Consider the following 25,531-nt stretch of genomic DNA (forward strand, 5'->3'; position numbering starts at 1 on the left):
GGTAAGCTAACCCAGGCTGACTCGAACATCAGCCTGCTGCAGATTAACTCACGGCCGGCACCCTATCATGGGTCAGCGAGGCAATCGCCTGGCTGCGCTGGCTCAGGTGTTCCGGCGGATAACTCAGGCTATCCGGATCCAATTGGGCCCCCAGCTTAGTCATCAGCCACTGGATCTTGTCATCGCCGAGCAAGGCGGCCTGGGCCTCTTGCAACAACTCGCGGTGAAAACGCTTGCGCAGTTCCAACGGGGTCTCCCGCTCGCCATCCTGACCGACGAGGATAGTCACCTGCTGCGGCTCACCCAGGGCCTGGCTCAAGGCCTGCTGTAACTGTTCTATGGCGATATCCGCCGCCAGGTGTTTCTGATCCGGCTTCAGCAGCAAAGGCAGAGGCGACTCGAGTCGCTGGCATACGGAATTGACCGCCAGCTGCCTGACCCGGCCACCTATCTCCAAACTGGACATCAGCTTATACCAGTGCAGGTCGAGCGGATGGCCGCTGATCGCCGTGCTTGGTGCGGCCAATGCCCTGGCTGGCGCCATAGTCGGCGCCTCGGGCTCGGACACCCGCTCTCGTGGCGCAGCCGCGGCGACAGGCTCGAGTGGCTCAGGCGTCCGAGGCTCTGCCTCGGCAGGAGCCTCCCAGGGCGGCCTGTCATCATCTGCCCGAGCCGCGACCTGTGTCTCCATGCCGGGCGCTGCTGCAATGTCTCTTTCGGCCTTGGCCGGCACTTGGGCTGGCATTTGAGCAGGCACTTGCTCAGGGACTTGTTCAGGCACTAGGGCCAGCTCCTGGACCACAGACTCAGACTTATCTGCCGCCTGCTGGCCTCTTGGCTGCGGAGCCAATTTGGGCGCCAGTTGGGGCTTTTTTGCTTCACCGTCCTTAGCGGCCAAGGCGTCTATGTCCGACAGCAGTGAATTTCTCGCGGCCAATACAGCGTCGAGAATATCGTCGTCAAACAGGGAAGCCTCTGTGGCTGACTCGTCGCCCTGCCCGGCCGTCTGTGCATGGCTCTGCTCATGACTTTGATCATGACTTTGATCATGGCTCTGAGCATAGCTCTTATCGTAGCTCTGCTCGGACGCGGCAAGGTTGTCGGAATAGTCCATGGCATAAGTGGCATCATCCGGATAATAGCCGCCATCGTCCGGGCCGGCCTGTGCCGCCATGGCCTGCGGATAGTCGGCATAGGATGCCTCTTCCTCGGCGCCGGACGCAGCTGGCTGTGCCGCTCCCGTCTCAGTTTGGGTCTCTGTTTGTGTTTCTGGCAGGAGCTCTGTCAGGGGCCCTGTTTCAGCCTCGGTTGGCGCTGTTTGCCCGGCATCCGCAGCTACGGCGGCGGACTCTGGCTGGGACTTGGGTTCGAGCTGGGGCTGAAGCTCTGACTGGGGCTGGGGCGCGAAACCCTGGCTCTGAGCCTGACTGAGGATCAGTGACTGCTCGGCCAACAGGGCGCTGTCTGGCGCCTCATCCTCATCTTCATCTGCTACCGCCTGCTGTCCTGGCGTTACCTCTGGGCTCGCTTGCGCCTGCGCTGTCGGGCCTGTTTGCTCCCCTGTCGGCTCCCCGGCCTGGGGCGCTGCGGGTTTCACTTCGGGCAAGGAGACTGTCGCCTTGGCGTCGACAGTCCAACGCTGCACGGGTTTCTCCGGCACGAAGGCCACCGCCCGCAGCAATGCCATTTCCAGGCCGGACTTGGGATCCGGCGCATGGGGCAGATCTTTACGACCAGTGAGTAAGATTTGGTAGTAGAGCTGCACCTGCTCGGCACTCAATTGCTCGGCGAAGGCCGTTATCTGGAGGCTGTAGCGCGACTGCTGCGCCGCCGCGCTGGCGAATTGGGTCAGGGTTATCTGATGCAGCAACTCCAGCAGACTGCGCAGCACCTGGTCGGCATCTGCGCCATAGGCGAGCACCTGGGCCGTGGTCTGCATCAAGTTGGCAATATCGCCCGAGGTCAGCGCCTGCAGCAGCGCCAACACCTGCTGTTCATCTATGCTGCCCAGCATGGTCTGCACCTGGGTCAGCAATACCTTGCCGCCACCGAAGGCTATCGCCTGATCCGTCAGGCTGAGGGCATCGCGCATGCTGCCATTGGCGGCCTTGGCCAACAGCGTCAACGCCTGAGGTTCGAAGCTCAGTTGCTCCTGGGTCAACACATGGGTCAGCTGGGCACAGATTTCACTCTGGCTCAGGCTCTTCAGGTTGAACTGCAGACAGCGGGACAGGACTGTCACCGGGAGTTTTTGCGGATCTGTGGTCGCCAGCAAAAATTTCACATGCTCGGGCGGCTCTTCCAGCGTCTTGAGCAAGGCATTGAAACTGCTGCGGGACAACATATGCACTTCGTCTATCAGATAGACCTTGAAGCGGCCGCGGGTCGGCCGGTACTGCACATTGTCCAGCAGTTCCCGGGTGTCATCTACCTTGGTGCGGGATGCCGCATCCACTTCGATGAGATCGACGAAGCGGCCCTCGGCAATCTCGACGCAACTGGCACACTGACCACAGGGACTGGCGGTCACCCCGAGATCACAATTGAGTCCCTTGGCGAACAGGCGTGCCAGGCTGGTCTTACCCACACCCCGGGTGCCGGTAAACAGATAGGCATGATGCAAACGCTGCTGGCTCAAGGCATTGGTCAAGGCCTGCAACACATGAGACTGTCCTACCATCTGCTCGAACTTGGCAGGACGCCACTTTCTGGCCAACACCTGATAAGACATGGAACTCCCCAAAGTAGCTGTTATCTGAAGCGGGTTAATCCCGGGATTTTTGGCACAATAACATGCAATGCCGACACTGGCTATATTGGCCGCCAGGGCGCTTCCCGGGGTGGCGTTTTATTCGCCTTCAAACTCACAAAGTTTAACCAACTCAAGGCCTAACTGAGTCAAACGCACCTCACCGCCCAAATCGGGCAGGGAAATGACGAAGGCGGCATCTTTCACTTCACCGCCCAGCTGGCGGATCAGTTTTACCGTGGCTTCTATGGTACCGCCCGTTGCCAGCAGATCGTCGACCACCAGCACCTTGTCACCGGCGCCAATGGCGTCGCTATGGATCTCCAGCACATCTTCACCGTACTCCAGGGCATAGCTTTGGCTCAGTGTCGCCCGCGGCAGTTTGCCCGGTTTGCGCACCGGCACGAAACCTACGCCTAACCTGAGTGCCAGAGGGGCGCCGAAGAAGAAGCCACGGGCCTCGGTGCCGACAACTTTGGTGAAACCCCGTCCCAGGTAATGTTCTGCCAGCAGATCTATGGTCGCCTGATAAGCCTCGTGGCTCTCGAGCAAGCTGGTAACATCACGAAACAAAATGCCCGCCTTGGGGTAATCGGGGATGGCTTTGATGCTCTGCTTAATCAAGGATAAGCGTGCTGTGTTCATTGTCATAATAAATGAGATCTCAAATGTCTGGATATGCCGGACCAACGCCAGGACTTATACAACAAAAAAGTCCACCCGAAGTGGACCTCTGCAAAATCAGGCTCAAGCTTAAGCCGCTTTAAATCCGGTTGCAAGACGGCCATCGCCAGGATGTGAAACCGCACGCCTTCTGTTTAGGTGCTAGTCATCGATTTCGGGGATACTCTGTATAAACAGCAATACTCCACAGGCTATCCCAAAGACGACGGCCTTGAGCCACCAGAGGGGCACCAAGATCAAACTGACGCAGAAACTGAGCCCGGTCAACCACAAGGCCCTGCGCTTCAAGCTGCGCCGCATTGCCCTGTGATGCTCCCAATGATCCAGGCTGTCGACAAACCAGGGATGGTGTCGCAGCCAAAGATGCAGTTTCTTGCTCGAGCGCGCGAAACAAAAGAGCGCCAACAGAATAAAGGGCACAGTGGGCAGCAGTGGCAGGAAGATCCCGACCAGGCCCAGCGCTAAACTGCATAGCCCACAGAAAAGAAAGAATCCGCGTTTTAATCTCATCCAAGCCCCTTTAACACAAAAGCCACCCCGGAGAGTGGCTTGAAAGTGACTGAACCTTGTCCTAGATCAAGCCGGCAATTTTTAACCATGTCATAGTAGTCGGCAAGGTAGGCAACAGCAGAACTAAAATAAAGCCAATAAAATACAGTACATTAAATGGGTCTTTAAACGGCGCGCTCATTACGGCTCCTATGGATTCTCAGTAAGGTTCAGTGAGTCAGATCATAAATGGCCGTCATTGTAACGGTTTGCCTTGCCAATAAAAACCAACTTTTTTGTAGGGTTATTCGGCTGGGCTGCGTATTATTCCCAGCGCCGCCAACTGCCGCAATAACTGCGAACTCCCCTGTATTATGGCCTCGGTCGTCATCTGCGGATAGAGTCGTTCCAACCAGGCGACTATCTCCGTCAGCACCACCTCCCCTCGCTGCGCCATATAAGCCAACACCTGGGCACTCAGGGGATTGAGTTGCAGGAAGGCCACTTCATCTTCCCTGTCACGATAGACACAAAAAAATAAGGGACTGGCGGCCGGCGCTGCGGGGCGGTAATCCTGACTGATGCGCTGCACCTCATAAGTATACTGCGCCACCCTGGCGGTCGCCGCCAGGCTCAAGGGCCGGCATGTCACCTCGGCATCACTCAGCCAAGCCTGTGTCGGTTCATCCTGGGCTATGGCCACGGCCAATTCCAGCCATTCGTAATGGGCCAGCTCCAGCATGAAGGGGGCATCCTGGCCCTTGGGTACATACTCCTGCTGCAGAAAATCCAGGAACTCTTGGGCAATGTTGACGAAAATCGGCGTCCGGCAGTCATGATGGGCGAAGAAGTCCTGCACCAATGCCAACCAAGATGCCTCAGCATACAGGCTCTTGAGCACGGGAAAGGCACTGGCGATAAACCCCTGGATGTTATTGAAGAATAACTCGCGGTAGACCCCCATACGCCTGCTGTCCGTCCCCTGTGGCAAGGGGTTGGCAGGATCGCGGACATAGTTCATGAAGGCGATTTGTAATTCGGTAAATGACATCAGGCACTCCTGCCGCTACTGGTGGCCGCGGCATCCTGAAAACGATGGATCCGGGTTATCTCCCGCAACAAGTCCTGGGTGGCGGGAATGTTGAAGTCCCGCTCCAACAGGGTGGGAAATACCCCATGCACAGCGTAGCATTCGCGCAGCAACTGCCACACGGGATCTATGATCTCGGCGCCATGGGTGTCGATCAACAGATCGTCCGCTTCCCTATGATGTCCGGCGATGTGCAGGTAAGCGATACGCTCGGTCGGCATGGCACGCAAGAATGCCTGCGCATCGTAGCCATGGTTCACCGAATTGACATAGATGTTGTTTACATCCAGCAACAAACGGCAATCGGCCTCGGCGAGCACCGCGGTGACAAACTCTTGCTCCGACATCTGTGCCCCAGGGGCGGCATAGAAAGACACATTCTCCAGGATGAAGCTGCGCTCCAGTATGTCCTCCACCCGCTTGATCCTCTCGGCCACATAACGCACGGCTTCCTCGGTGAAGGGGATAGGCATCAAGTCATACATATGGCCCTCCCCCGAACAGTAACTCAGGTGCTCCGAATAGGCCGTTATCTTATGGCTATCGAGAAAGGTTTTGATGCGCTTGACGAACTCGACATCCAGCGGCGCCAGGCTACCGATAGACAGGGACAAACCATGACAGAAGAAGGGCCGACGCTCGACCAGGGCCGCGAACTTGTTGCCATAGCTGCCACCCAGGGTCATCCAATTCTCGGGCGCGACCTCGAAAAAATCTATGCTCTCGGGAATGTGCGCCATGAAGCCATCGAGCATCTCACGTCGCAATCCCAACCCCACCTTGGCGTTGGCCGCCATATCGGTTCCAGCCATGTTTCCTTCTGCCATGCTCCACCCGCCCTTATGCTTTAGCGCCTCTCGCGGCGCTGCCATACAGAAAGGCCAGCAGAGGCTGGCCAGAACGACTACTGCCGAACCTGGGGCCATTCGCGCCCCTGGCTAACAGTGGTATGGGTTACTTACCTTTCTTGGCCGTTTCACCCTCATGGGCTTGCTTCATGTCGGCACCACACTTGGCTTCACCGCATTTGCCTTCTTTGGCCTTACCCATGGTGGCCGTTTTCTTCATCTCGGCGCCGCATTTGGCTTCACCGCACTTGCCTTCTTTGGCCTTGGCCATGGCGGCCGTTTTCTTCATCTCGGCGCCGCACTTGGCTTCACCGCACTTGCCTTCTTTGGCCTTGGCCATGGCGGCCGTTTTCTTCATCTCGGCGCCACACTTGGCTTCACCGCACTTGCCTTCTTTGGCCTTCTTATCTGCACCACACTTGCCTTCCTCGGCTTTCTTGTCGGCACCACAGTTACCTTCACCGCCATCCAGTTGGTAACCTGCGTTCATTTTTTCGAAGCCAAATGGGTTCACCTGCGCCTCGGCGGCAAAGGCTGAACTGATGACGACTGCGCCCAAGGCGACGGCTACTGCGGTTTTTTTCACTGAACTCATAATGATTTCCTTCATCTATTTGTTATTGTATGACAGACACTCGCCAACAATGTGTGAGTGCTGGCTTGCCTTAAGAGACCCTGAGATAAGACATTTTATTTCAACCAAAATATTCTTGTGCACCTCAAATCCATACCCTCAGATTACACCCCAGCAAATTAGCCTATTTTTGCAATGAAAATCAAACTATTAAATTTGCGTCGATCTGATATCCCCTGGTACTCGGCCGTCAGACGGCGATTTTGTAACTGCGGCCCCATGGGGTAGAATGCTCGCCCTTTATTTAGCTGTTCAGGTAGTTCTCAGTGCGTATCATTCTGGCCCCTATGGAGGGCGTGGTTGACGATTTAATGCGTGACATCTTATCCGAGATCAATCCGTTCGATCTCCTGGTCACCGAATTTGTCCGTGTGGTCGACCAACTCCTGCCGGAAAAGGTGTTTCATCGCCTCTGCCCCGAGCTGCTCAATCAGGGGAACACCCCTTCTGGTACCCCGGTCAGAGTCCAACTGCTGGGGCAAGAACCCGGCTGGATGGCAGAAAATGCCATGCGTGCCATAGCGTTGGGCTCCAATGGCGTCGACGCCAACTTCGGCTGTCCGGCCAAAACAGTCAACCGCAGCAAGGGCGGCGCCGTCCTGCTCCAGTACCCAGACAGCATACACGACATCGTCAGGGCCATGCGCCAGGCGGTCCCGGAAAGTCAGCCGGTCACCGCCAAGATCCGCCTGGGATACGAAGATAAGTCACTGTTTATGGAGAATGCCCTGGCCGTGTATGAAGCCGGTGCCAGCGAGCTGGCCATCCATGCCCGCAGCAAGACAGACGGCTATCGCCCACCGGCCTACTGGGAATACATAACGGAAGTGAGGCAGCGGCTGCCGATCCCGGTTATCGCCAACGGGGAGATCTGGAACAGTGAAGACGCAGAGCGTTGCATGACGGTCACAGGTTGCGACAGCCTGATGATAGGCCGCGGCGCCATATCCTTGCCGAATCTGGCCGATACCATAAAAACCGGCGCCACGCCTTACACTTGGCTACAAACCCTGGATCTTATGCTCGGCTATACCCAGAGAGAACTCAGCGGCCGCAAGAGCGATTACTACCCGGCACGGATCAAGCAATGGTTCAGTTACCTCAACCGTCAATACCCGGAGGCCGACGAGTTATTCAGAAGCCTGAGGGTGCATAAGACCACCCAGGACATAGTCAGGGCGCTGGAGCAGGCCAGATTGGCGATGGACTGAGCCAGGCCCGGGACGCAAGCAGCCAATTTAATCACAATCTCACCCTGAATTGATCTTCATCAACACCGCCTCCCGCCTGTCGATGGCATCCTTATACTCTAGGAGCATAAACACAGGCGGATCCCGTGAGCAGAGAAAGAACCCATATAGAACAGGCATTATCCTCGCTCGACAGCCGGCTGAGGCAGGAGCTGGCCAGCCTACTCCAGTTGCAGGAACAAAGCAGTGAGCTGACTCACAAGACACTGTCTGAACTCATTGAACTGCTGCTGGCACTGCAACTCAGCCACCACGACTTGTATGCCAGGCTCGCCAGGCTGGATGCTGCCTTATGTCAACTGGAGTTGGGGCTCTATGGTCTCTGCGCCGACTGTGAAGCCGAGATTGAAGCCGAACGGCTCGGCGCCGATCCCACGGAGCAGAGATGCGAGCGCTGCAATGCCCGCTATCAACAGCAGCATAGGCAAGAACTCAGACTGGATCATTGATATCGCCGGCCGTGGATACGGGGCGAACCTCGGTTTGAAAAACAAAAAAGGAGCCTAGGCTCCTTTTTTTAGCAACTCATTCAGTCATCTGGATTAGCGAGTGCGTGGGCACAGCTCATCGGCGCTGAAGAAGTAAGCGATTTCACGGGCAGCAGATTCAACCGCGTCTGAACCGTGAGCGGCGTTTTCGTCGATGCTTTCGGCGAAATCGGCACGGATAGTACCAGGAGCCGCATCCGCTGGGTTGGTAGCACCCAGGATGTCACGGTGAGCCAGAACGGCGTTTTCGCCTTCCAGAACCTGAACCATGATAGGACCTGAAGTCATGAATTCAACCAGGGCACCGAAGAAACCGCGCTCGCTGTGCTCAGCGTAGAAGCCTTCGGCTTGTTCTTTGGTCAGGTGAAGCATTTTAGCTGCAACGATCTTCAGACCGGCAGTTTCAAAACGATTGTAGATAGCACCGATGTGGTTTTTTGCAACAGCATCAGGTTTGATAATAGAAAAAGTGCGTTCGATCGCCATAACTAGCTTCCTTTGTCAGCAAGTTTGAAAAATTCGCGCGGATTATACGAGATTTAAACCACAAATCCTATCTTTTAAACAAACTTAACCGCCCAGAAGCCGGGAGTCAGGCGCCATAACCACAGACGCCATGGGACGACAGGCTAAGTTCGCAGCCATTGACTCATGTTCAGGCAGAAAGGAATAGTGTTAAGCCATTGTTTATCATGAATATGACAGCCAGATGACATGAAAAGCCGCAGCTGGGTGACGACTCGGTTTCCCAGGGATGCCGGCCGCTGACGCCGAGAGAGCGGCGCAGGCTATTTCTCCGCTATCCAACATTGCTGTATCGCTTCCAGCACCCGCTCGCCGCAGTGCGCCGGATCGTCATCGAAATCTTCCAGTTCAAGCACCCAGTCTCGCAGATCGACAAACAACACCTTTTGGGGATCTACCTCAGGATGTTTTTCGAGCAATTCCAGTGCCACATCCAACGAATCTATCCACTTGAGTCCCATAATCTGTCCTCGGATCTTGGCCAGGCAAGCCGCGGGCGCAGCTCAGGCCCTTGGGTTACAGGCAAGTAGATACAACATAAAGCTTGCCAATCTATCCCAGTTTAGTCTCAACCCTGAGCCAGGGCAGGCTTTTTCATTTTGGCGGCATTTTTCTCGACAAATTCTATGATGGCACCGGCCACGTCCTTGCTGGTGGCACCTTCTATGCCTTCCAGCCCGGGAGAAGAGTTAACTTCCATGACCACTGGGCCGTGATTGGAGCGCAGCAGATCGACCCCGGCGACATTCAGCCCCATGGTCTTGGCCGCACGGATGGCGACCGAACGCTCTTCCGGTGACAACTTCACCAGGCTGGCGCTACCGCCACGGTGCAGGTTGGAGCGGAACTCGCCCGGCATCGCCTGGCGTTTCATTGCCGCGACCACCTTGTCGCCGAGCACGAAACAGCGGATGTCGGCACCGTTGGCTTCCTTGATATATTCCTGCACCATGATGTTGGCCTTGAGTCCCATGAAGGCTTCGATGACGCTTTCCGCCGCCTTGCGGGTTTCCGCCAACACCACACCTATGCCCTGGGTGCCTTCCAACAGCTTAATTACCAGGGGGGCGCCGCCGACCATCTCGATCAGATCCGGAATATCGCTGGGCTTGTTGGCAAAACCTGTGATGGGCAGGCCTATGCCACGGCGCGACATCAGCTGCATGGAGCGCAGCTTATCCCGTGAACGGGAGATCCCCACAGAGTCGTTGAGGGCATAGACGCCCATCATCTCGAACTGCCGCAGCACGGCCGAACCATAGAAGGTAATGGACGCGCCGATGCGCGGGATCACCGCATCGAACTGCGGCAACTCGACACCGCCACTGTGGATGCTGGATTGGCGCATGTTGATATTCATGTAACATTCGAGCGGGTTGATCACCTGCACTTGATGACCGCGCAATTCGGCCGCTTCCACCAAACGTTTCGTCGAATACAGCTCAGGCCCTTGCGATAGGATCGCGATTCTCATTCAGGTCTCCGGCACCCATTAAAATTGAGCGCATAATACGCCTGCGGCAACAGAAATCAATCCATCCCGGCGCAGATAGCTGGCGACAAGGCAAAAAAAAAGCCCGTCTCTGTGACTGGCTTTCTCTGAGCTAAGATACTGGCTAGCGGCGAGGGGCTCCTTCCCCTCCCACACACCCGCTTCTCGACGCCAGGCCCGGCGCCCTAACGCACGCCCAGGGCGCGTCTGGCCCTTGGAGCTGGCGGCAGCAATGCTGACATTACCTGTGGGCGCGTCGTTGACGTTGGCCACTGTGATATCGAAGGCCGCCAGGCTGGTGCCGAGCTTGCCGTCGCTGACCGAAATAACGATATTGCTGGCAGTGCCAACGTCAGCCTGGCCAAAGCTAACCCCTAATAGGCTTTCAGACATGTTGACCATAAAAAAGGGCAATAACATCAATTTGTTATTACCCTTTTTTACTTGGTTGCAGCCAAGCCGACTAGTTGTTTTCAGAGACCATGTTGATGGTGTACTTGGGAATGTCGATCACCATGTCGCTGTCGACCACCTTGGCCTGGCAAGACAGGCGACTCTCAGGTTCCAGGCCCCAGGCCTTGTCCAGCATGTCGTCTTCGAGCTCTTCGCTGGGCTCCAGTTCATCGAAACCCTCGCGCACTATCACATGGCAGGTAGTGCAGGCGCAGGACTTCTCACAGGCATGTTCTATGTTGATACCGCTGCGCAGGGCGACATCCAGTATGGTCTCCCCGACCTTGGCTTCGATGACGGCGCCATCCGGACATAGCTCTGCATGGGGAAGAAAGACTAATTGTGGCATACTTGATTCACCTATATATTGTCGACCGACTGCCCTTTTAGCGCGGCTCGAATAGAATTGTCCATACGTTTGGAGGCAAACTCCTGGGTCTGTGCATCCAAGGCCTCTATGGCCTTGGTGATAGCATCCGTATCGTCCTGCCCTGCGACCACCACCAATTGGGTCATGGCCGCATCGATCGCCTCACGTTCGGCGGCATCGAGCAAGTCACCGTCTTTATGCAGCGCCGCATTGAGCGACTCCAGCACCCTGGCGGCCTCGACTTGTTGCTCGGCCAGCATGCGCCTGGCGATGTCGTCCTTGGCATGTTGCATCGAATCTTTCAGCATGAGGGCAATTTCCGTGTCGGATAAACCGAACGAAGGCTTGACCTGAATGCTGGCCTGCACCCCGGTGGATTTCTCCATGGCGGTGACGCTCAGCAAGCCGTCGGCATCCACCTGGAAGGTCACTCGGATATGCGCCGCCCCGGCCGCCAGCGGCGGTATGCCCTTGAGGGTAAAACGCGCCAGGGAGCGGCAATCTGCTACCAGCTCACGCTCGCCCTGCACCACATGGAAGGCCATGGCCGTTTGCCCATCCTTGAAGGTGGTAAACTCCTGGGCCCTGGCGACCGGAATGGTGGTGTTGCGCGACACTACCTTTTCCACCAGGCCACCCATGGTCTCTATGCCGAGGGATAAGGGGATCACGTCCAGCAGCAACAGATCGGATTCGGGCTTGTTGCCCACCAGAATGTCGGCCTGAATGGCGGCGCCTATGGCGACAACCTTGTCGGGATCGATCGAGGTCAGAGGCGGCTTGCCGAAGAAGTGCTCGACTTGCTCGCGTACCAAGGGCACCCGGGTCGAGCCGCCCACCAGCACTGTCTCCAGCACTTCATCGGCCGTGACGCCGGCATCGCGCAGCGCGCGCCGACAACTGCCTATGGTCTTCTTCACCAGGGAGGCGATCAGGGTTTCGAAATCCGTCTTGGTCACTGTGTGTTGCAACAGGCTGCCATCGGTCAGGGTCAGGCTGGCGAGCACACTCGTCTCTTGCGTCAGCGCCTCTTTCACCCGGCGCGCCTCTATCAGTAACTGACGCCCCAGCTGTGGACTCAGGCCGGGCAATTGCCAGGCTTGCTGCAGATGGTTCTGCAGCAGATGATCGAAATCATCGCCTCCCAGGGCCGAATCCCCCCCGGTCGCCAACACTTCGAACACGCCGCGATTGAGGCGCAGTATCGAGATGTCGAAGGTGCCGCCGCCCAGATCATAGATGGCGATAACCCCTTCCTGCTTGGAATCCAGGCCGTAGGCGATGGCCGCCGCCGTGGGCTCGTTGAGCAGGCGCAATACCTTCACCCCGAGCAGCGCCGCCGCGTCCTTGGTGCCTTGACGCTGGGCGTCATCGAAATAGGCAGGCACGGTAATCACCACCCCCTGGAGTTCGCCGCCCAGGGTTTGCTCGGCGCGCTGAACCAAGGGTCGCAGGATTTCGGCCGAGACCTGCACAGGATTCACTGTGCCCTGGGCCGTGACAAACAGGGGTAAACCGTTATCGCTGGCAGCAAACTCATAAGCGAAGCTCTGGGGACCAGACTGAATATCCTCCAGGCTACGACCCATGAAACGCTTCACCGAGACTATGGTGTTATGGGGGTCTTGGGCCGAACTCAAGGCGGCCTGATAACCCACTTCGATCGCATCCTGGGTATAGCGCACTATGGAAGGCAGTGAATGCCTGCCCTGCTCATCGGCCAGGGTCGCAGTCTCACCACTGCGAACGGTGGCCACCAGGGAATTTGTGGTGCCGAGATCTATTCCCACCGCGAGTCTGTGTTGATGTGGCGCGGCGCTTTGACCGGGCTCGGCTATCTGCAAAAGGGCCATAGGGTTCCAACTTGATCAAGAGCCGGCTTACTACTCAAGCCGGCGAATTACCGGACAAAATCGCCTCAGTCGAACAGGGCATCTTCGGCCCGGGTCAGCTCGTTATGCAATTTTGCCATAAATTTAAGTTTGCGCACCTGATCCGCCGCCAGCAACCAGTCAGCCTGCAGTTCGCTGTCGAGCAAAGCGGCCAGCAGTTGGGTCAGTTCGGCCTGATAGGCGGCGAAAGACTGGTACAACCCGTCGATCATTGGCTCGGGCACCTGGCTGTGACTTATGTCTTCCAGGGCTTCCCGCCATTCCATCTGCTGCATCAGAAACTGCGTATCTTTGACCGTGGTGGTCTCATGGCTCAAGTCTATCCCCCTGAGCGCCAACATGTGTTCGGCGCGACGGATAGGATCTTTGAGGGTTTGAAAACCATCGTTGATTTGGGCGGTGCGTTGCACAGACAGCAGCTTTTGCTGCTCCGTGTCGTTGGCAAACTTATCTGGGTGCACCGCCCTTTGCAGCTCACGGTAACGCTCGGCAAGCAGGGCGGTGTCGATGGTGAAGGCAGGCGTGAACCTGAACAGCTCGAAATAATTCATGGGTTACTCAGGCCATTAGACGGTGAAACTCTCACCACAACCGCATTCACCCTTGGCATTGGGGTTGTTGAACTGGAAGCCTTCGTTGAGACCTTCCTTGACGAAATCCAGTTCTATGCCCTGCAGATAGATGAAGCTCTTGGCATCTATGATGATATTCACCCCTTCGACTTCATAAACTTCATCGTCGTCGTTGAGGGTGTCAACGAATTCAAGCACATAGGCCATACCCGAGCAGCCAGAGGTTCTCAGTCCCAAACGCAGGCCGAGTCCCTTACCACGGTTCGCCATGAAAGATTTGACTCTGTCAACGGCGGCTGGGGTCATTGTGATTGCCATCTTAACTCCAGGGATTACTGAGCTTGCTTGGATTTGTACTCGTCCAATGCCGCTTTAATGGCGTCTTCGGCCAGAATAGAGCAGTGAATCTTTACCGGCGGCAAGGCTAACTCTTCGGCTATGTCGGTATTTTTAATCGAGGCCGCTTGTTCTACCGTCTTGCCCTTCACCCATTCTGTTACCAGTGAGCTGGAGGCGATGGCGCTGCCGCAACCATAGGTCTTGAACTTGGCGTCTTCTATGATACCGTCGGCACCTATCTTCAGCTGCAACTTCATCACGTCACCACAGGCGGGCGCACCCACCATGCCGGTCACTACTGAAGGATCGTTTTTGTCGAAAGACCCAACATTACGCGGGTTTTCATAGTGGTCTATTACTTTTTCACTGTAAGCCATGATACTGCTCCAAAATGCGCTATCGGTCTTGAGTTAGGTATTAGTGATGAGCCCATTGCACCTGATTAAGGTCGACCCCATCTTTAAACATTTCCCACAGAGGAGACATTTCTCTCAATTTACCAATAGATTGATTAATAGTTTCAATCGCGTGATCTATCTCTTCATCGGTAGTGAAACGGCCGATGGAGAAGCGGATAGAGCTGTGAGCCATCTCGTCGTTCAAGCCCAGCGCCCGCAGCACATAGCTGGGTTCGAGACTGGCCGAGGTACAGGCAGATCCCGAAGAAACCGCCAGGTCTTTGAGTGCCATCATCAGCGACTCACCTTCGACAAAGTTGAAGCTGACGTTGAGGTTGCCGCAATAGCGTTGCTCGGCATCCCCATTGATGTAGGTTTCTTCTATGTTCTTGATGCCATTCCACAGTTTGTCGCATAGGCGACGGATGCGTTCGTTGTCGATTTGCATGTCTGCCTTGGCAATCGCCGCCGCTTCGCCCAGACCGACTATCTGATGGGTCGCCAGGGTGCCGCTGCGCATACCGCGCTCATGACCACCGCCATGCATCTGCGCCTCGAGGCGAATACGCGGCTTGCGACGCACATACAGGGCACCTATGCCCTTGGGGCCATACATCTTATGACCGGAAATGGACATAAGATCCACCTTGGTCGCCTGCACATCGATCGGCAACTTACCGGCGCTCTGAGCCGCATCCACATGGAATATGACCCCCTTGGCGCGGCACAACTCACCTATGGCATCGATATCATGGATGACACCGATTTCGTTGTTAACGTGCATCAGGCTGAGCAATATGGTGTCGGGACGCATCGCCGCTTCCAGCTTATCCAGAGGAATGATGCCGTTGGCCGCAGGCTCGAGATAAGTCACTTCGAAGCCTTCACGCTCCAGTTGACGGCAGGTATCCAACACCGCCTTATGTTCCGTCTTGCTGGTGATGATGTGCTTGCCTTTCTTATTGTAGAAATGCGCAACACCCTTGATCGCCAGGTTATCCGACTCGGTTGCACCCGAGGTAAAGACAATTTCCCTGGGGTCGGCGTTGATCAACTCGGCCACCTGGTTACGGGCGATATCGACAGCTTCTTCAGCCTGCCAGCCGTACCTGTGTGAACGGGATGCCGGATTGCCAAAAATGCCGTCCATTGTCATACATTGGAACATCTTCTCAGCGACCCTGGGGTCGACTGGCGTAGTTGCGGCATAATCTAAATAGATAGGAAGCTTCATAACACACTCCGTACTGAGCAGTCTCTACCGAGGCTACATACAAGGTACATAAATAATTTTATAATTTTAACAAAGAATTACAGCTCAATAGCTAGGCGCTAATCCTTTGTTCCTTCTGTATTTTGTCTTGCTTGAGCGAGATAAACTGCACGTCTCGTTTCTGCATTAAACCGGCAAGACTGATACTATTTAAAAAATCTGAAATCTGCTTACTCAGATCGCCCCACAAAGAGTGAGTTAAACAACGAGTGCCATTCTGGCAATTTGCCTGTCCGTGACAACGGGTCGCTTCCACGGACTCATCGACCGCGTGCACCACCATTCCCACGGAGATTTCATTGGCCTCCAGTCCCAAGCGATATCCACCACCAGGACCGCGCACGCTGGCAACCAGGCCGTGCTTTCTTAATTTTGCGAAGAGTTGTTCTAGATAGGAAAGCGAAATCCCTTGTCTTTCAGAGATATCCGCTAAGGGAACAGGTCCGGATGCAGAATGAATAGCAACATCCAGCATTGCTGTTACCGCATAACGACCTTTAGATGTAAGTTTCATATCGACCACTGCTCCCAAACAGGTATGGGGGAATTTCACCATACCCGAGTAATTTAGTCAAGTATAAAACCAAGTAAAACACTCAAGTATTAGCGGCGAAAGCCGCCTGAATACTCCCACCAATCTGGCGGGGGTATTTAACCTTTTTCCGGCTCAGGATTCAATGCCACGAGGGCAATTAATCGGCGTTTCGGTAAATAAGTGGCGATTTATATGATGGGATCGAATTCATCCAGGGTACTCTGGCGCTTCTCTGCCGCCGCATGCTCGGCCTCGATAAACTCACCCACATCCAACTCGGGCAATTTCTCGGTGCAGACACTGCCGCCCATGGATTGAATCGCCTGGCATAGCTCCTGCACCTTGGAGTCCATCAAGTGCATATGATCCAACATCTGGCCTATGGCATTGGCGACGGGATCCGGATTGTCCGGTGACACCGCATAGGCGTCGAAACCGTATTTCTTGGCCATGGCACTGCGGCGCTCGGTTTTCTCTTTCGAGTGCATGGTGGGCTTGGCCACCACACGCCCGGGAATACCTACTACCGTGGTGTCCTTCTCTATATCTTTGACCACCACAGAGTTAGATCCCACCCGCGCCCCTTCATGCATTGTGATGGGGCCTAGGATCTTGGCCCCGGCGCCCACCACCACATTGTTCTCCAGGGTGGGATGACGCTTGCCCGCCTGCCAGGTAGTACCACCCAGGGTGACCCCATGATAGAGGGTGCAATCGTCACCTATTTCGGCGGTTTCCCCTATCACTACCCCCATGCCATGGTCGATGAAGAAACGTCGTCCTATGGTGGCACCTGGGTGAATTTCGATCCCCGTCAGCCAGCGGGAGAAAGTCGACAGACAACGGGCCGTCAGGCGACAATTTCGCTTCCAGAATTTATGACTGATCCTATGCAGCCAGATGGCATGCATTCCCGGGTAGGTAAGCAGTATTTCAATCGCACTGCGCGCCGCAGGGTCTCGGTGATAAATAGATTCAATGTCTTCTTTTAGCCTAGCTATCACAGCCATGTCTTATTCCACCTTACTTCTGTTTAGGTTCAACCTGTTTGTCTATAGAGGTCAAGATGCCGCGCAGGATATTCATCTCCTGTGCTTCAATTCTGGCACGACTGAACAAACGGCGCAGCTTGGTCATCACCTGTCCCGGATGGTTTTTGATGATGAAACCTGTGCTCAGCAGGGTCTTCTCCAGATGGTCGAAGAACCTTTCCTGATCCGCCGCCAGGGGATACTCGCTCTCAAGCGGCTGGGGCTCGGCGACCAATGCCAGATGGGCGACCCGGGTTTCATAGCAGATGATCTGCACAGCTTGTGCCAAATTGAGTGAACTGTACTCGGGGTTGGCAGGGATAGCCACATGATAGGTACATTGCTGCAGCTCTTCGTTGCTCAGGCCATGGTTCTCGCGACCGAAGACGATAGCCACGGGCCCATTGAGGCTCTCGGTTGCCAGCTTCTGCCCCGCCTCTCTCGGCTCCAGCATGGGCCAGTCCAGGGTGCGACTGCGGGCACTGGTGGCGATCACCAGGCTACAATCTTCGATGGCCTCGGCCAGGGAGTCGACCCGCACCAGATCCTTGAGAATATCCGATGCGCCGGCGGCGAGTGCAATCGAATGGCCGTCGGGTTCAACTCTGGGCTCAGCCAGATACAGGTTTGATAACCCCATGGTTTTCATGGCCCTGGCGGTAGAACCTATATTACCTGGATGGGATGTACCGACTAACACGACACGAATATTACTGAGCATGAAACCACTTAATTTAATTCAAAAAACATGGCAAAGATATTATCACAGCCGAGTGGGAATGCTTATATGAAAATCCGCATTTGATATAACCGGCAAAACCGGTATAATGCGGCTCGCTATTTTATCCGTTCTTTAACATCCAGGGGATTGCAATGCATCCGATGCTGACTATTGCCGTGCGCGCCGCCCGCGCCGCAGGCCAAACTATTATGCGTGCCTATACTGAACTCGACCGTATTGAGGTGAGTGCCAAGGGGATCAATGACTTTGTTACCAGTGTAGACAAGGAAGCGGAAGCAGCTATCACATACCAGATCCGTAAGTCTTACCCTGACCACACCATAGTTGGGGAAGAGAAAGGCGAAAACCGCGGCGATAATAAAGATTATCTCTGGATAGTAGATCCTCTGGATGGCACCAACAACTTCGTTCGGGGCATCCCACATTTCGCCGTTTCTATTGCCATGCAATACAAAGGCAAGACAGAAGTCGCCGTCGTCTATGATCCTGTCCGTGAAGAGCTGTTTACTGCTGTACGTGGTAAAGGTGCCAAACTCAATGATTTCCGCGTCCGTGTCCGCAATGTCAACGACTTGAGCCCTTGCGTGATAGGCACAGGCTTCCCGTTCAAGGCCCGTCAGCACACAGAATCTTATCTGAAAATTTTCGGTGAAGTCTTCAATCAGTGTGCCGATCTGCGCCGCGCCGGCTCTGCCGCCCTGGATCTGGCCTATGTCGCCGCCGGTCGCTTGGACGGCTTCTTCGAAATCGGCCTCAAGCCATGGGACATAGCCGCAGGTGACCTCATCTGCCGCGAAGCCGGTGGCACTGTGACCGACTTCACGGGTAATCATAACTACCTGGCATCGGGCAACATAGTGGCCGGTGCCCCTAAGGTCACCTCTGAAATCGTCAAGATCATGCGTCCACTGCTGAACGAAGGCCTGAAGCGTTAATTCGCCGCAGACCCGACTGAAAACCGCCCTCTGACTACAGAGGGCGGTTTTTTTATGCCTCTCTTGCCCTCCCAGACTTCTCCTCTTTGCCCCAATGCGCCTATCCCCGGCATCAAGTTCTTCGCTTCACAGGAGCAAACCCGCTCTACTATAGTAATGTTATCAGGCTATTCAGTTGGGGAAGAGTGAATGACGGATGACGACTCAGCCAGCTTTGACGAGCAGCGCCGTTCCTTGCGGCTCGACATGGAAGCCGAACCGGTACGGCTCAACTGGTTGGATGCGAACGAGCAAGCCCATGCCAGTGAGGGGCTATGTCTGAATATCGGCCGTCGGGGCATGCTCCTCTGTATGCAACACCCCCTCTCCCTGGGGCAGCTAGTGTACATCACCCTGTCGCCACATACTGAAAGAGAGAATAACCTCAGGGGGCAGGTCGGTCGCTGCAGCGCCGAAGGTAGCTGTCACTTCCGGATAGCGCTGCAACTCTTTTAAGTTCGAAGCCCGGATGGGCTGCGGGCTCGAACCGCCTGTCCTACACTTAATCTCAGGGGTGTGGGCTATGCGGGGACCAGATATGATACTGCTCGTTGGCGGCGAGAGAGACGGCAGCGGCAAGAGCTGTCTCGCCCAGAATCTCGCGGTACAGATCCGCCAGAGTCTCAACGGCGACGTGCTCATGGTCGATTGTGATCCCCAAGGCAGCACCTCGGACTGGGCCCAGCTCCGCAATACCGCACCGCAACTGAGCGCCATGCATTGCATCCAACTCGCAGGCAAGATACGCCATGACTTACTCGGCCTCGAAGACAGGTTCGCGTATGTGATTGTCGACGGTGGCGGCCACGACAAGCTGGCTCTGCAGGCCGCCATGTCGGTGGCCAGCCTGGTCGCGATTCCCCTGCGCCCCAAGCCTGGGGATCTCGACAGCCTGCATCGACTGGGAGACATGCTCGGCATCTGCAGCATGGTCAATCCCCGCATGGTGTCTGCCGTCATCTTGGCTCAGTGTCCTACGGCAGCGACCCAGTACAAACACATAGTGTCCGCCAAGGCGCGGGTGCGGGCCTGCGGGCTCCCAGTGCTCGACAGTGTCAGCTTCAGCCGCCGTATTTATGATGCCAGCGAGGGACGAGGCGCTGCCGTTGTCGAGACGGCACCCAGGAGCAAGGCGGCCGCCGAGATCCGCGCCATCACCCATGAACTCTTGGATTTGACGGCGAGAAAACCACAGAACGCTGACAGCTGAGCGCAGGCCGAAAGCCTTGGCCTCCAAGTCCTGATTCAAAATCCTGATTTCAAAGCCCTGGAGCGTTAGCCGGCCTGGCACAGGGGCTGGGTAAATTATCCCGCTGCGGGGCAGATATTCATCCCAGGCTCTGGCAGAATGGGAGTCACTCTCTCTTAGCCAGCTGCTTGCCCTTATGTCCTTGATCTTGCTCTTAACACAACAGATGTCCCTCTACCTGGTGATAGTCTATCTCCTGAGCAAGACGGCGCTGTTCAAGATCTTTGCCGAGGCGTCGGCCCGCCTGCCCCATAAGATTTTCATCTACCTGGTTTTTTCCGGCTTCTGCATCATGGCCACCTACTTCGGTGAGCACACCAACGACGCGATCGCCAACACCCGGGCCATGGGCGCCGTGCTGGGCGGTTTGCTCGGCGGCCCGGTCACAGGTTTCTTCGTCGGCCTGACCGGCGGGTTGCATAGGTACAGCATGGGGGGCTTTACCGATCTTGCCTGCGCCATATCGACCACACTCGAAGGCTTGTTGGCGGGGATCATAAGCTATCTGCTGCGCAGGGTCGGCAAGAGCGAGCTGATTTTCAACCCGCTGCTGGTCTGCCTGATCACCTTCTGCGCCGAAATGATGCAGATGAGCATCATACTCCTGGTGGCACGCCCCTTGGACGATGCCTGGTCCCTGGTACGGCAGATTGCACCGCCCATGCTGCTGGTCAACTCCATAGGGGCCGCACTGTTCATGAGCATGATCCGCGATCAGAAGACCATGTTCGACAAGTTATCTTCCAGTTTTTCGACCAAGGCGCTCAAGATAGCCGAGCGCAGCGTCGGCCTCTTATCCACTGGCTTCAATCAGCAGAGCAGCAGTGAGGTCGCCAGGATCATCATAGAAGAGACCAAGGTGGGCGCCGTGGCGATCACCGACAGGGACAAGCTGTTGGCTTTCATCGGCATAGGAGACGATCATCACATTCCCGGCACCCAAATCTCTTCACGCATTACCCTGGAGGCCATAGCCCAGAATCGGGTGATGTTCGCCGACGGCGTAGAGACGCCCTACGCCTGCTCCATCGCCAGTCAATGCCGCTTGGGCTCCAGCCTGGTGATCCCGCTGCGCAGTGACAACGAAGTCATAGGCACCATCAAGCTCTATGAGCCGAAGAATAAGTTATTCCTCAATATCAATCGCACCCTGGGTGAAGGCATCGCCAGATTGCTGTCCAACCAGATCCTCCACGGCAGATTCGAGCAACAGCAGAACCTCTTGACCCAGGCCGAACTCAAGTTGTTGCAGGCCCAGGTCAACCCACACTTCCTGTTCAATGCCCTCAATACCATAGGGGCCATCATCAAGCGTGATCCTCAGATGTCCAGGCGCCTGCTGCAGCAATTGGCGCAATTTTTGCGCATCAACCTCAAGCGCACCACAGGCCTCATCAGCCTCGGCGAGGAGCTGGAGCATATAGCAGCCTATCTGGCCATAGAGAAGGCCAGATTCATCGACAGGCTCGAGGTGGAGATCCTCATTCCCAGCGCACTGCATGGGCTCAGGGTGCCGGCCTTTACCCTGCAACCCATAATTGAAAATGCGGTGAAACACGGCACCTCCCACCTGCTGGAGGCGGGTCGGATCCGGGTGACGGGCGAGTTGCAGGGGGAAGAATTGTTGTTGCAGGTGCAAGACAATGCCGGTCTCTATCGCCCGCCACTCGCCGGCTCCGAGGGCCTTGGCATGAACCTGGTGCATAAGCGTATCCAGAATCTGTTCGGCAATCCCTATGGCCTGAGCGTCGACTGCCGGGCCGATGAATTCACCCTTGTCAGCATTCGTCTGCCGGCAACGGCAAACATGAAGGAAAGCTAAGATGATCACCTGTCTCATCGTCGATGACGAGCCGTTTGCCCGCGAGCAACTGGCAGATTTGCTCAAGCCGCTCGCCGACGTTGAGGTTATCGCCCAGGCAGGCAATGCCATAGAGGCCATGCAATGCATCAATAGGGAGAAACCTCAGCTGGTGTTTCTCGACATTCAGATGCCGAAGATCTCGGGAATGGAACTCATCGCCATGCTGGATCCCGAGCAGATGCCGCGCATCGTCTTCGTTACCGCCTTCGATGAATTTGCGCTCAAGGCCTTCGAGCATAATGCCTTCGATTATTTGCTCAAACCCATAGACGAGCTGCGCCTGGCGCAAACCTTGAACAAGGTACGTAAGGATCTGCGGCCTCAGGCGCTGGCGGCCATTACCCCGAGCCAGCTGGAACACCTGCCCTGTTATTCCGGCAGCAAACTCAAGGTGATTGCCACCAAGGAGGTCGAATATGTGTTCAGCGATCTCAGCGGCATACATGTGGCAAGCTGCAAGGGCAAGGCCCACACCCAGTTAACCCTCAAGCTGTTGGAGGAGAAGACCCCGCTGGTGCGCTGCCACAGGCAATATCTGCTGTCGCCCGGCGCCATAGCCGAGATTGAAATACTGGACACAGGCGCCGAAGCCACCATGCATTCCGGCGATAGAGTGCCGGTATCCAGACGCTACCTCAAGAGCCTCAAGACACTGCTGGGGTTTCAATAGCCTCGCCCGCGCCCCGCCGAGCATTGCAGTCGGGCATTAGGCAGCTATGCCTGACCGCTCATGCCGCCATACAACCGCTTAACATTCGATATCTACCTCTGAGATAAATGCGCAGGATCCGTCGACATTTTTCGGCCTACACTGGCGCACACTCAAACTGGGGAGATAATAATAATGATCTGGTTCCTGCTCTGTGTCGGCCTGTTAATCGGCGGATACCTAATCTATGGTGCCTTCGTCGAGAAGATTTTCGGCATCAACAAACAAAGACAAACACCAGCATTCGCCCAGACCGACGGGGTCGATTTCGTGCCCATGTCCAAGGGCAAGGTCTACCTGATCCAACTGCTAAACATAGCAGGGGTCGGGCCCATCTTCGGTCCCATACTCGGGGCGCTCTATGGCCCGGCGGCCATGTTGTGGATTGTCATCGGCTGTATCTTCGCCGGCGCCGTGCATGACTATTTTTCCGGCATGCTGTCCATTCGCAACAGGGGCCAGTCGGTCCCCAACTTGGCGGGTAAATACCTGGGCAAGAGTGCCAAGCATTTCATGAATCTGTTTGCCATAGTCCTGTTGCTCTTGGTCGGAGTGGTCTTCATCTCGGCCCCGGCAGGTTTGCTGGGTAAACTCACGGGCTGGGATGTCAGCATCTTCGTCGGCATCATCTTCGTCTATTACCTGATAGCCACTGTCGTGCCTGTCGACAAGGTCATAGGTCGCCTGTACCCTTTCTTCGGTGCCTTGTTGCTGTTCATGTCTGTCGGTCTGACCCTGGCGCTGGCGGTTTCCAGCGAGTACAGCCTGTTGCCCGGCGTCGAAGTCGGCGACTTCTTCCATAACCTGAATCCGAACGACATGCCGCTGTGGCCGGCGCTGTTCATCACCATAGCCTGCGGCGCGGTATCGGGTTTCCATGCGACTCAGTCGCCGCTGATGGCGCGCTGTGTCGAGAACGAGAGCAATGGCCGGTTCGTGTTTTTCGGTGCCATGATAGGTGAAGGCATCATAGCCCTCATCTGGTGTGCCATCGCCCTGTCTTTCTTCGGGGGCGTTGAGGGGTTGAACCAGGGCATGGCAGGCAACCCGGCCAATGTCGTGTATCAAGCATCGACCGGCCTCTTGGGGGCAGTGGGCGGCTTCATGGCCATTCTCGGGGTGATCATCCTGCCCATCACCTCGGGGGATACCGCCTTCAGATCGGCGCGGCTGATCTTGGCAGAATTCTTCGACATGCCACAGATCTCCTTGCCGAAACGTCTGCTGTTGGCCATCCCCTTGTTTATCTTGGGGGCTATTCTGACTCAGGTCGATTTCGGGGTGATCTGGCGCTACTTCGGCGTCGCCAACCAGACCACTGCGGTATTGATGCTCTGGACCGCCTCGGCCTACCTGCTGCGCCATAATAAGCTGCACTGGATTTGTACCCTGCCGGCCATGTTCATGACGGCGGTCGTCATCAGCTTCCTGCTGAACTCGGCGACCCTGGGTGCCGGCTTGCCCATGACCATCTCGACCCTGGCAGGCGTGATCTCGACCGGCTTCATCACTGCCTTGGTGATCATCAAGAGTAGCGGCAAGGGTGAAGACGATATCGGGGTGAACGAACAGGTCTAGGATAGGTCATCAAGCTCAGAACACGACTAAAAACGCCGTCGGGTCAATGACCCGGCGGCGTTTTTTTATTCCAAATGCCAGGACGCGGACACCAGGGCACGTCACTCCTGCCATCCTCTCTGCCATCACTGCTGTTATCACCCAGGCCGCAGCTGTTATACTTGCCACAAATCTTATTTTCTATCCAGAGTTATGACTCAAGCAAACAATCCCCTGCACGGCATCAAGCTCGAAGCCATCATCAACGACTTGGTCGAACGCTATGGCTGGGAAGAGCTGGGCGTGCGCATCAATATTCGCTGCTTCACCCATGATCCCAGCGTCAAATCCAGTCTGAAATTTTTGCGCAAGACGCCCTGGGCGAGGGATAAGGTCGAATACCTGTACTTGAAGGCCAATAAGCTGCCGTTGCCCAAACCGGCTGGCCATGCCAATGAAAAAGTTGCGGCCAAAACGGCCGGCCCGAGCCAGGCAGTCGGCACCGAAGTCAACGCCCATGTCTGGGGCGCGAAAGAATAATCAAGCTTGGCGGGAGTGGCCCTGACTGGGGAATGGCAGCAACAGCGCGAACCTGGATACAGCATAGATACAACACAGATACGACAAGGGCCCGGCATATGCCGGGCCCTGTTACTTTCTATACTTTCTATACTTTCTATTGGTCGTCATCGGAGAAATGATGCTCAGACATCATGTGTCCCAACTCGGTCGATTTGGTCTTCAAATAGGCCTCGTTATAACGATTCTTGCCTACCTGCAGCGGTACCCGCTCGACAACTTCGATGCCAAACTCTTGCATGGCCTTCACTTTACGCGGATTGTTGGTCATCAGCCTGACTTGGGTGACACCAATTTTCTCCAACATGGGGGCTATCATGTCGTATTTTCGCATGTCGGCGGCGAAACCCAGCTGTTCGTTGGCTTCGACCGTGTTGGCGCCCCTGTCCTGCAACTCATAGGCGCGGATCTTGTTGAGCAAGCCTATGCCGCGTCCTTCCTGACGCAAATACAAGATGAAGCCCTGGCCGTGCTCGGCAATATGCTGCATCGCCGTCTGCAGCTGGAAACCACAGTCACAACGCAGACTGAACAGGGCATCACCCGTTAAACATTCGGAATGAATACGGCCAAGCATGGGACTATCGGCAATCAGGGTGCCGAAGGTTAATGCCACATGTTCTTTGCCCGTCTGAACATCTTCAAAACCATGCATGCTGAACACGCCCCAGGGCGTAGGAAGTTTCGAAGAAGCTATATAGTTAATCGACATGAATCAACCTTAACAACGTGCCCCATATTCCTG

Annotated in this window: 29 protein-coding genes; 9 read left to right on the forward strand and 20 right to left on the reverse strand. The window is 55.8% G+C overall.

Annotated features, from left to right (window positions below; all coding sequences use genetic code 11):
• Positions 1-43: 43 nt before the first annotated feature.
• From dnaX to HC757_RS04225, 6 genes are all read right to left on the reverse strand, one after another.
• Entirely contained in the window at positions 44-2,731 is a 2,688-nt protein-coding gene (gene dnaX, locus HC757_RS04200) for a DNA polymerase III subunit gamma/tau (protein WP_169563051.1), read from the reverse strand.
• 117 nt (positions 2,732-2,848) lie between these two features.
• Positions 2,849-3,400, reverse strand: coding sequence for an adenine phosphoribosyltransferase (gene apt, locus HC757_RS04205; protein ID WP_169563052.1), 552 nt, complete (start codon positions 3,398-3,400; stop codon positions 2,849-2,851).
• 174 nt (positions 3,401-3,574) lie between these two features.
• Positions 3,575-3,943, reverse strand: coding sequence for a YbaN family protein (locus HC757_RS04210; RefSeq protein ID WP_169563053.1), 369 nt, complete (start codon positions 3,941-3,943; stop codon positions 3,575-3,577).
• 283 nt (positions 3,944-4,226) lie between these two features.
• Complete coding sequence (locus HC757_RS04215; protein WP_169563054.1) at positions 4,227-4,973, reverse strand: HvfC family RiPP maturation protein; 747 nt, start codon at positions 4,971-4,973, stop codon at positions 4,227-4,229.
• Positions 4,973-5,809 carry an HvfB family MNIO-type RiPP peptide maturase gene (locus HC757_RS04220; RefSeq protein WP_169563330.1) on the reverse strand — a complete coding sequence of 279 codons (837 nt, stop codon included), beginning with the start codon at positions 5,807-5,809 and terminating at the stop codon, positions 4,973-4,975. The genes HC757_RS04215 and HC757_RS04220 overlap by 1 nt, the downstream gene beginning before the upstream one ends.
• Positions 5,810-5,966: 157 nt before the next feature.
• Complete coding sequence (locus HC757_RS04225; RefSeq protein ID WP_169563055.1) at positions 5,967-6,455, reverse strand: HvfA family oxazolone/thioamide-modified RiPP metallophore; 489 nt, start codon at positions 6,453-6,455, stop codon at positions 5,967-5,969.
• 305 nt (positions 6,456-6,760) lie between these two features.
• On the opposite strand from HC757_RS04225, the gene dusC reads away from it, so the two are divergent.
• Together dusC and HC757_RS04235 are read left to right on the forward strand one after the other, a co-directional pair.
• The gene (gene dusC, locus HC757_RS04230) at positions 6,761-7,705 is read left to right on the forward strand and encodes a tRNA dihydrouridine(16) synthase DusC (protein WP_169563056.1); all 945 of its coding nucleotides are present in this window, start codon (positions 6,761-6,763) and stop codon (positions 7,703-7,705) included.
• A gap of 125 nt (positions 7,706-7,830) precedes the next feature.
• The gene (locus tag HC757_RS04235) at positions 7,831-8,193 is read left to right on the forward strand and encodes a TraR/DksA C4-type zinc finger protein (protein ID WP_169563057.1); all 363 of its coding nucleotides are present in this window, start codon (positions 7,831-7,833) and stop codon (positions 8,191-8,193) included.
• A gap of 93 nt (positions 8,194-8,286) precedes the next feature.
• On the opposite strand, the gene ndk is transcribed toward HC757_RS04235, so the two are convergent.
• From ndk to trmJ, 13 genes are all read right to left on the reverse strand, one after another.
• On the reverse strand, positions 8,287-8,718 hold the full coding sequence (gene ndk, locus HC757_RS04240; RefSeq protein ID WP_169563058.1) for a nucleoside-diphosphate kinase: 432 nt from the start codon (positions 8,716-8,718) through the stop codon (positions 8,287-8,289).
• 302 nt (positions 8,719-9,020) lie between these two features.
• Positions 9,021-9,218 carry a Fe-S cluster assembly protein IscX gene (gene iscX, locus HC757_RS04245; protein WP_169563059.1) on the reverse strand — a complete coding sequence of 66 codons (198 nt, stop codon included), beginning with the start codon at positions 9,216-9,218 and terminating at the stop codon, positions 9,021-9,023.
• Positions 9,219-9,325: 107 nt separating this feature from the next.
• Positions 9,326-10,231, reverse strand: a complete 906-nt coding sequence (gene rimK / locus HC757_RS04250; RefSeq protein ID WP_169563060.1) for a 30S ribosomal protein S6--L-glutamate ligase — start codon at positions 10,229-10,231, stop codon at positions 9,326-9,328.
• A gap of 18 nt (positions 10,232-10,249) precedes the next feature.
• Positions 10,250-10,669: a hypothetical protein gene (locus tag HC757_RS04255; protein ID WP_169563061.1), complete on the reverse strand. Its 420-nt coding sequence runs from the start codon at positions 10,667-10,669 to the stop codon at positions 10,250-10,252.
• A 43-nt stretch (positions 10,670-10,712) separates the two neighbouring features.
• A complete protein-coding gene (gene fdx, locus HC757_RS04260; protein WP_169563062.1) occupies positions 10,713-11,051 on the reverse strand; it encodes an ISC system 2Fe-2S type ferredoxin in 339 nt (112 codons plus the stop codon).
• An 11-nt stretch (positions 11,052-11,062) separates the two neighbouring features.
• Positions 11,063-12,925 carry a Fe-S protein assembly chaperone HscA gene (gene hscA, locus HC757_RS04265; protein WP_169563063.1) on the reverse strand — a complete coding sequence of 621 codons (1,863 nt, stop codon included), beginning with the start codon at positions 12,923-12,925 and terminating at the stop codon, positions 11,063-11,065.
• A gap of 65 nt (positions 12,926-12,990) precedes the next feature.
• Positions 12,991-13,515, reverse strand: coding sequence for a co-chaperone HscB (gene hscB, locus HC757_RS04270; RefSeq protein ID WP_169563064.1), 525 nt, complete (start codon positions 13,513-13,515; stop codon positions 12,991-12,993).
• Positions 13,516-13,530: 15 nt separating this feature from the next.
• Positions 13,531-13,854 carry an iron-sulfur cluster assembly protein IscA gene (gene iscA / locus HC757_RS04275; protein WP_169563065.1) on the reverse strand — a complete coding sequence of 108 codons (324 nt, stop codon included), beginning with the start codon at positions 13,852-13,854 and terminating at the stop codon, positions 13,531-13,533.
• 14 nt (positions 13,855-13,868) lie between these two features.
• Positions 13,869-14,252, reverse strand: coding sequence for a Fe-S cluster assembly scaffold IscU (gene iscU / locus HC757_RS04280; RefSeq protein WP_169563066.1), 384 nt, complete (start codon positions 14,250-14,252; stop codon positions 13,869-13,871).
• 40 nt (positions 14,253-14,292) lie between these two features.
• The gene (locus HC757_RS04285) at positions 14,293-15,507 is read right to left on the reverse strand and encodes an IscS subfamily cysteine desulfurase (RefSeq protein ID WP_169563067.1); all 1,215 of its coding nucleotides are present in this window, start codon (positions 15,505-15,507) and stop codon (positions 14,293-14,295) included.
• 91 nt (positions 15,508-15,598) lie between these two features.
• Complete coding sequence (gene iscR, locus HC757_RS04290; protein WP_169563068.1) at positions 15,599-16,060, reverse strand: Fe-S cluster assembly transcriptional regulator IscR; 462 nt, start codon at positions 16,058-16,060, stop codon at positions 15,599-15,601.
• Between the two features lie 209 nt (positions 16,061-16,269).
• Positions 16,270-17,091: a serine O-acetyltransferase gene (gene cysE / locus HC757_RS04295; protein WP_169563069.1), complete on the reverse strand. Its 822-nt coding sequence runs from the start codon at positions 17,089-17,091 to the stop codon at positions 16,270-16,272.
• 13 nt (positions 17,092-17,104) lie between these two features.
• Positions 17,105-17,833: a tRNA (cytosine(32)/uridine(32)-2'-O)-methyltransferase TrmJ gene (trmJ, locus tag HC757_RS04300; RefSeq protein WP_169563070.1), complete on the reverse strand. Its 729-nt coding sequence runs from the start codon at positions 17,831-17,833 to the stop codon at positions 17,105-17,107.
• Between the two features lie 152 nt (positions 17,834-17,985).
• Here trmJ and suhB point away from each other — a divergent pair, with 152 nt between their 5' ends.
• The 7 genes from suhB (at position 17,986) to HC757_RS04335 (ending at position 24,747) form a co-directional block, all read left to right on the forward strand.
• Positions 17,986-18,789 carry an inositol-1-monophosphatase gene (gene suhB, locus HC757_RS04305; protein WP_169563071.1) on the forward strand — a complete coding sequence of 268 codons (804 nt, stop codon included), beginning with the start codon at positions 17,986-17,988 and terminating at the stop codon, positions 18,787-18,789.
• Positions 18,790-18,978: 189 nt separating this feature from the next.
• Positions 18,979-19,284: a PilZ domain-containing protein gene (locus HC757_RS04310; protein ID WP_169563072.1), complete on the forward strand. Its 306-nt coding sequence runs from the start codon at positions 18,979-18,981 to the stop codon at positions 19,282-19,284.
• Positions 19,285-19,366: 82 nt separating this feature from the next.
• Positions 19,367-20,038 (forward strand): nucleotide-binding protein, encoded by a 672-nt coding sequence (locus HC757_RS04315; RefSeq protein WP_169563331.1) that lies wholly within the window; start codon positions 19,367-19,369, stop codon positions 20,036-20,038.
• A gap of 175 nt (positions 20,039-20,213) precedes the next feature.
• The gene (locus HC757_RS04320) at positions 20,214-21,899 is read left to right on the forward strand and encodes a sensor histidine kinase (RefSeq protein ID WP_169563073.1); all 1,686 of its coding nucleotides are present in this window, start codon (positions 20,214-20,216) and stop codon (positions 21,897-21,899) included.
• Position 21,900: 1 nt separating this feature from the next.
• A complete protein-coding gene (gene btsR / locus HC757_RS04325) occupies positions 21,901-22,611 on the forward strand; it encodes a two-component system response regulator BtsR (protein WP_169563074.1) in 711 nt (236 codons plus the stop codon).
• A gap of 174 nt (positions 22,612-22,785) precedes the next feature.
• On the forward strand, positions 22,786-24,228 hold the full coding sequence (locus tag HC757_RS04330) for a carbon starvation CstA family protein (RefSeq protein ID WP_169563075.1): 1,443 nt from the start codon (positions 22,786-22,788) through the stop codon (positions 24,226-24,228).
• A 192-nt stretch (positions 24,229-24,420) separates the two neighbouring features.
• Complete coding sequence (locus tag HC757_RS04335) at positions 24,421-24,747, forward strand: VF530 family protein (RefSeq protein ID WP_169563076.1); 327 nt, start codon at positions 24,421-24,423, stop codon at positions 24,745-24,747.
• 136 nt (positions 24,748-24,883) lie between these two features.
• Here HC757_RS04335 and ribA read toward each other — a convergent pair whose 3' ends face one another.
• Positions 24,884-25,498, reverse strand: coding sequence for a GTP cyclohydrolase II (gene ribA, locus HC757_RS04340; RefSeq protein WP_169563077.1), 615 nt, complete (start codon positions 25,496-25,498; stop codon positions 24,884-24,886).
• Between the last annotated feature and the right edge of the window lie 33 nt (positions 25,499-25,531).

Source organism: Shewanella salipaludis (assembly GCF_012911865.1).
In the GTDB taxonomy this organism is placed as follows: Bacteria; Pseudomonadota; Gammaproteobacteria; order Enterobacterales; family Shewanellaceae; genus Shewanella; species Shewanella salipaludis.

What these genes read in the sequence shown, in the direction of transcription:
- dnaX (WP_169563051.1), bottom strand. Translation starts at nt 2,731, where the DNA reads ATGTCTTATCAGGTGTTGGCCAGAAAGTGGCGTCCTGCCAAGTTCGAG.
- apt (WP_169563052.1), bottom strand. Translation starts at nt 3,400, where the DNA reads ATGACAATGAACACAGCACGCTTATCCTTGATTAAGCAGAGCATCAAA.
- HC757_RS04210 (WP_169563053.1), bottom strand. Translation starts at nt 3,943, where the DNA reads ATGAGATTAAAACGCGGATTCTTTCTTTTCTGTGGGCTATGCAGTTTA.
- HC757_RS04215 (WP_169563054.1), bottom strand. Translation starts at nt 4,973, where the DNA reads ATGTCATTTACCGAATTACAAATCGCCTTCATGAACTATGTCCGCGAT.
- HC757_RS04220 (WP_169563330.1), bottom strand. Translation starts at nt 5,809, where the DNA reads ATGGCGGCCAACGCCAAGGTGGGGTTGGGATTGCGACGTGAGATGCTC.
- HC757_RS04225 (WP_169563055.1), bottom strand. Translation starts at nt 6,455, where the DNA reads ATGAGTTCAGTGAAAAAAACCGCAGTAGCCGTCGCCTTGGGCGCAGTC.
- ndk (WP_169563058.1), bottom strand. Translation starts at nt 8,718, where the DNA reads ATGGCGATCGAACGCACTTTTTCTATTATCAAACCTGATGCTGTTGCA.
- iscX (WP_169563059.1), bottom strand. Translation starts at nt 9,218, where the DNA reads ATGGGACTCAAGTGGATAGATTCGTTGGATGTGGCACTGGAATTGCTC.
- rimK (WP_169563060.1), bottom strand. Translation starts at nt 10,231, where the DNA reads ATGAGAATCGCGATCCTATCGCAAGGGCCTGAGCTGTATTCGACGAAA.
- HC757_RS04255 (WP_169563061.1), bottom strand. Translation starts at nt 10,669, where the DNA reads ATGTTATTGCCCTTTTTTATGGTCAACATGTCTGAAAGCCTATTAGGG.
- fdx (WP_169563062.1), bottom strand. Translation starts at nt 11,051, where the DNA reads ATGCCACAATTAGTCTTTCTTCCCCATGCAGAGCTATGTCCGGATGGC.
- hscA (WP_169563063.1), bottom strand. Translation starts at nt 12,925, where the DNA reads ATGGCCCTTTTGCAGATAGCCGAGCCCGGTCAAAGCGCCGCGCCACAT.
- hscB (WP_169563064.1), bottom strand. Translation starts at nt 13,515, where the DNA reads ATGAATTATTTCGAGCTGTTCAGGTTCACGCCTGCCTTCACCATCGAC.
- iscA (WP_169563065.1), bottom strand. Translation starts at nt 13,854, where the DNA reads ATGGCAATCACAATGACCCCAGCCGCCGTTGACAGAGTCAAATCTTTC.
- iscU (WP_169563066.1), bottom strand. Translation starts at nt 14,252, where the DNA reads ATGGCTTACAGTGAAAAAGTAATAGACCACTATGAAAACCCGCGTAAT.
- HC757_RS04285 (WP_169563067.1), bottom strand. Translation starts at nt 15,507, where the DNA reads ATGAAGCTTCCTATCTATTTAGATTATGCCGCAACTACGCCAGTCGAC.
- iscR (WP_169563068.1), bottom strand. Translation starts at nt 16,060, where the DNA reads ATGAAACTTACATCTAAAGGTCGTTATGCGGTAACAGCAATGCTGGAT.
- cysE (WP_169563069.1), bottom strand. Translation starts at nt 17,091, where the DNA reads ATGGCTGTGATAGCTAGGCTAAAAGAAGACATTGAATCTATTTATCAC.
- trmJ (WP_169563070.1), bottom strand. Translation starts at nt 17,833, where the DNA reads ATGCTCAGTAATATTCGTGTCGTGTTAGTCGGTACATCCCATCCAGGT.
- suhB (WP_169563071.1), top strand. Translation starts at nt 17,986, where the DNA reads ATGCATCCGATGCTGACTATTGCCGTGCGCGCCGCCCGCGCCGCAGGC.
- HC757_RS04310 (WP_169563072.1), top strand. Translation starts at nt 18,979, where the DNA reads ATGACGGATGACGACTCAGCCAGCTTTGACGAGCAGCGCCGTTCCTTG.
- HC757_RS04315 (WP_169563331.1), top strand. Translation starts at nt 19,367, where the DNA reads ATGATACTGCTCGTTGGCGGCGAGAGAGACGGCAGCGGCAAGAGCTGT.
- HC757_RS04320 (WP_169563073.1), top strand. Translation starts at nt 20,214, where the DNA reads ATGTCCTTGATCTTGCTCTTAACACAACAGATGTCCCTCTACCTGGTG.
- btsR (WP_169563074.1), top strand. Translation starts at nt 21,901, where the DNA reads ATGATCACCTGTCTCATCGTCGATGACGAGCCGTTTGCCCGCGAGCAA.
- HC757_RS04330 (WP_169563075.1), top strand. Translation starts at nt 22,786, where the DNA reads ATGATCTGGTTCCTGCTCTGTGTCGGCCTGTTAATCGGCGGATACCTA.
- HC757_RS04335 (WP_169563076.1), top strand. Translation starts at nt 24,421, where the DNA reads ATGACTCAAGCAAACAATCCCCTGCACGGCATCAAGCTCGAAGCCATC.
- ribA (WP_169563077.1), bottom strand. Translation starts at nt 25,498, where the DNA reads ATGTCGATTAACTATATAGCTTCTTCGAAACTTCCTACGCCCTGGGGC.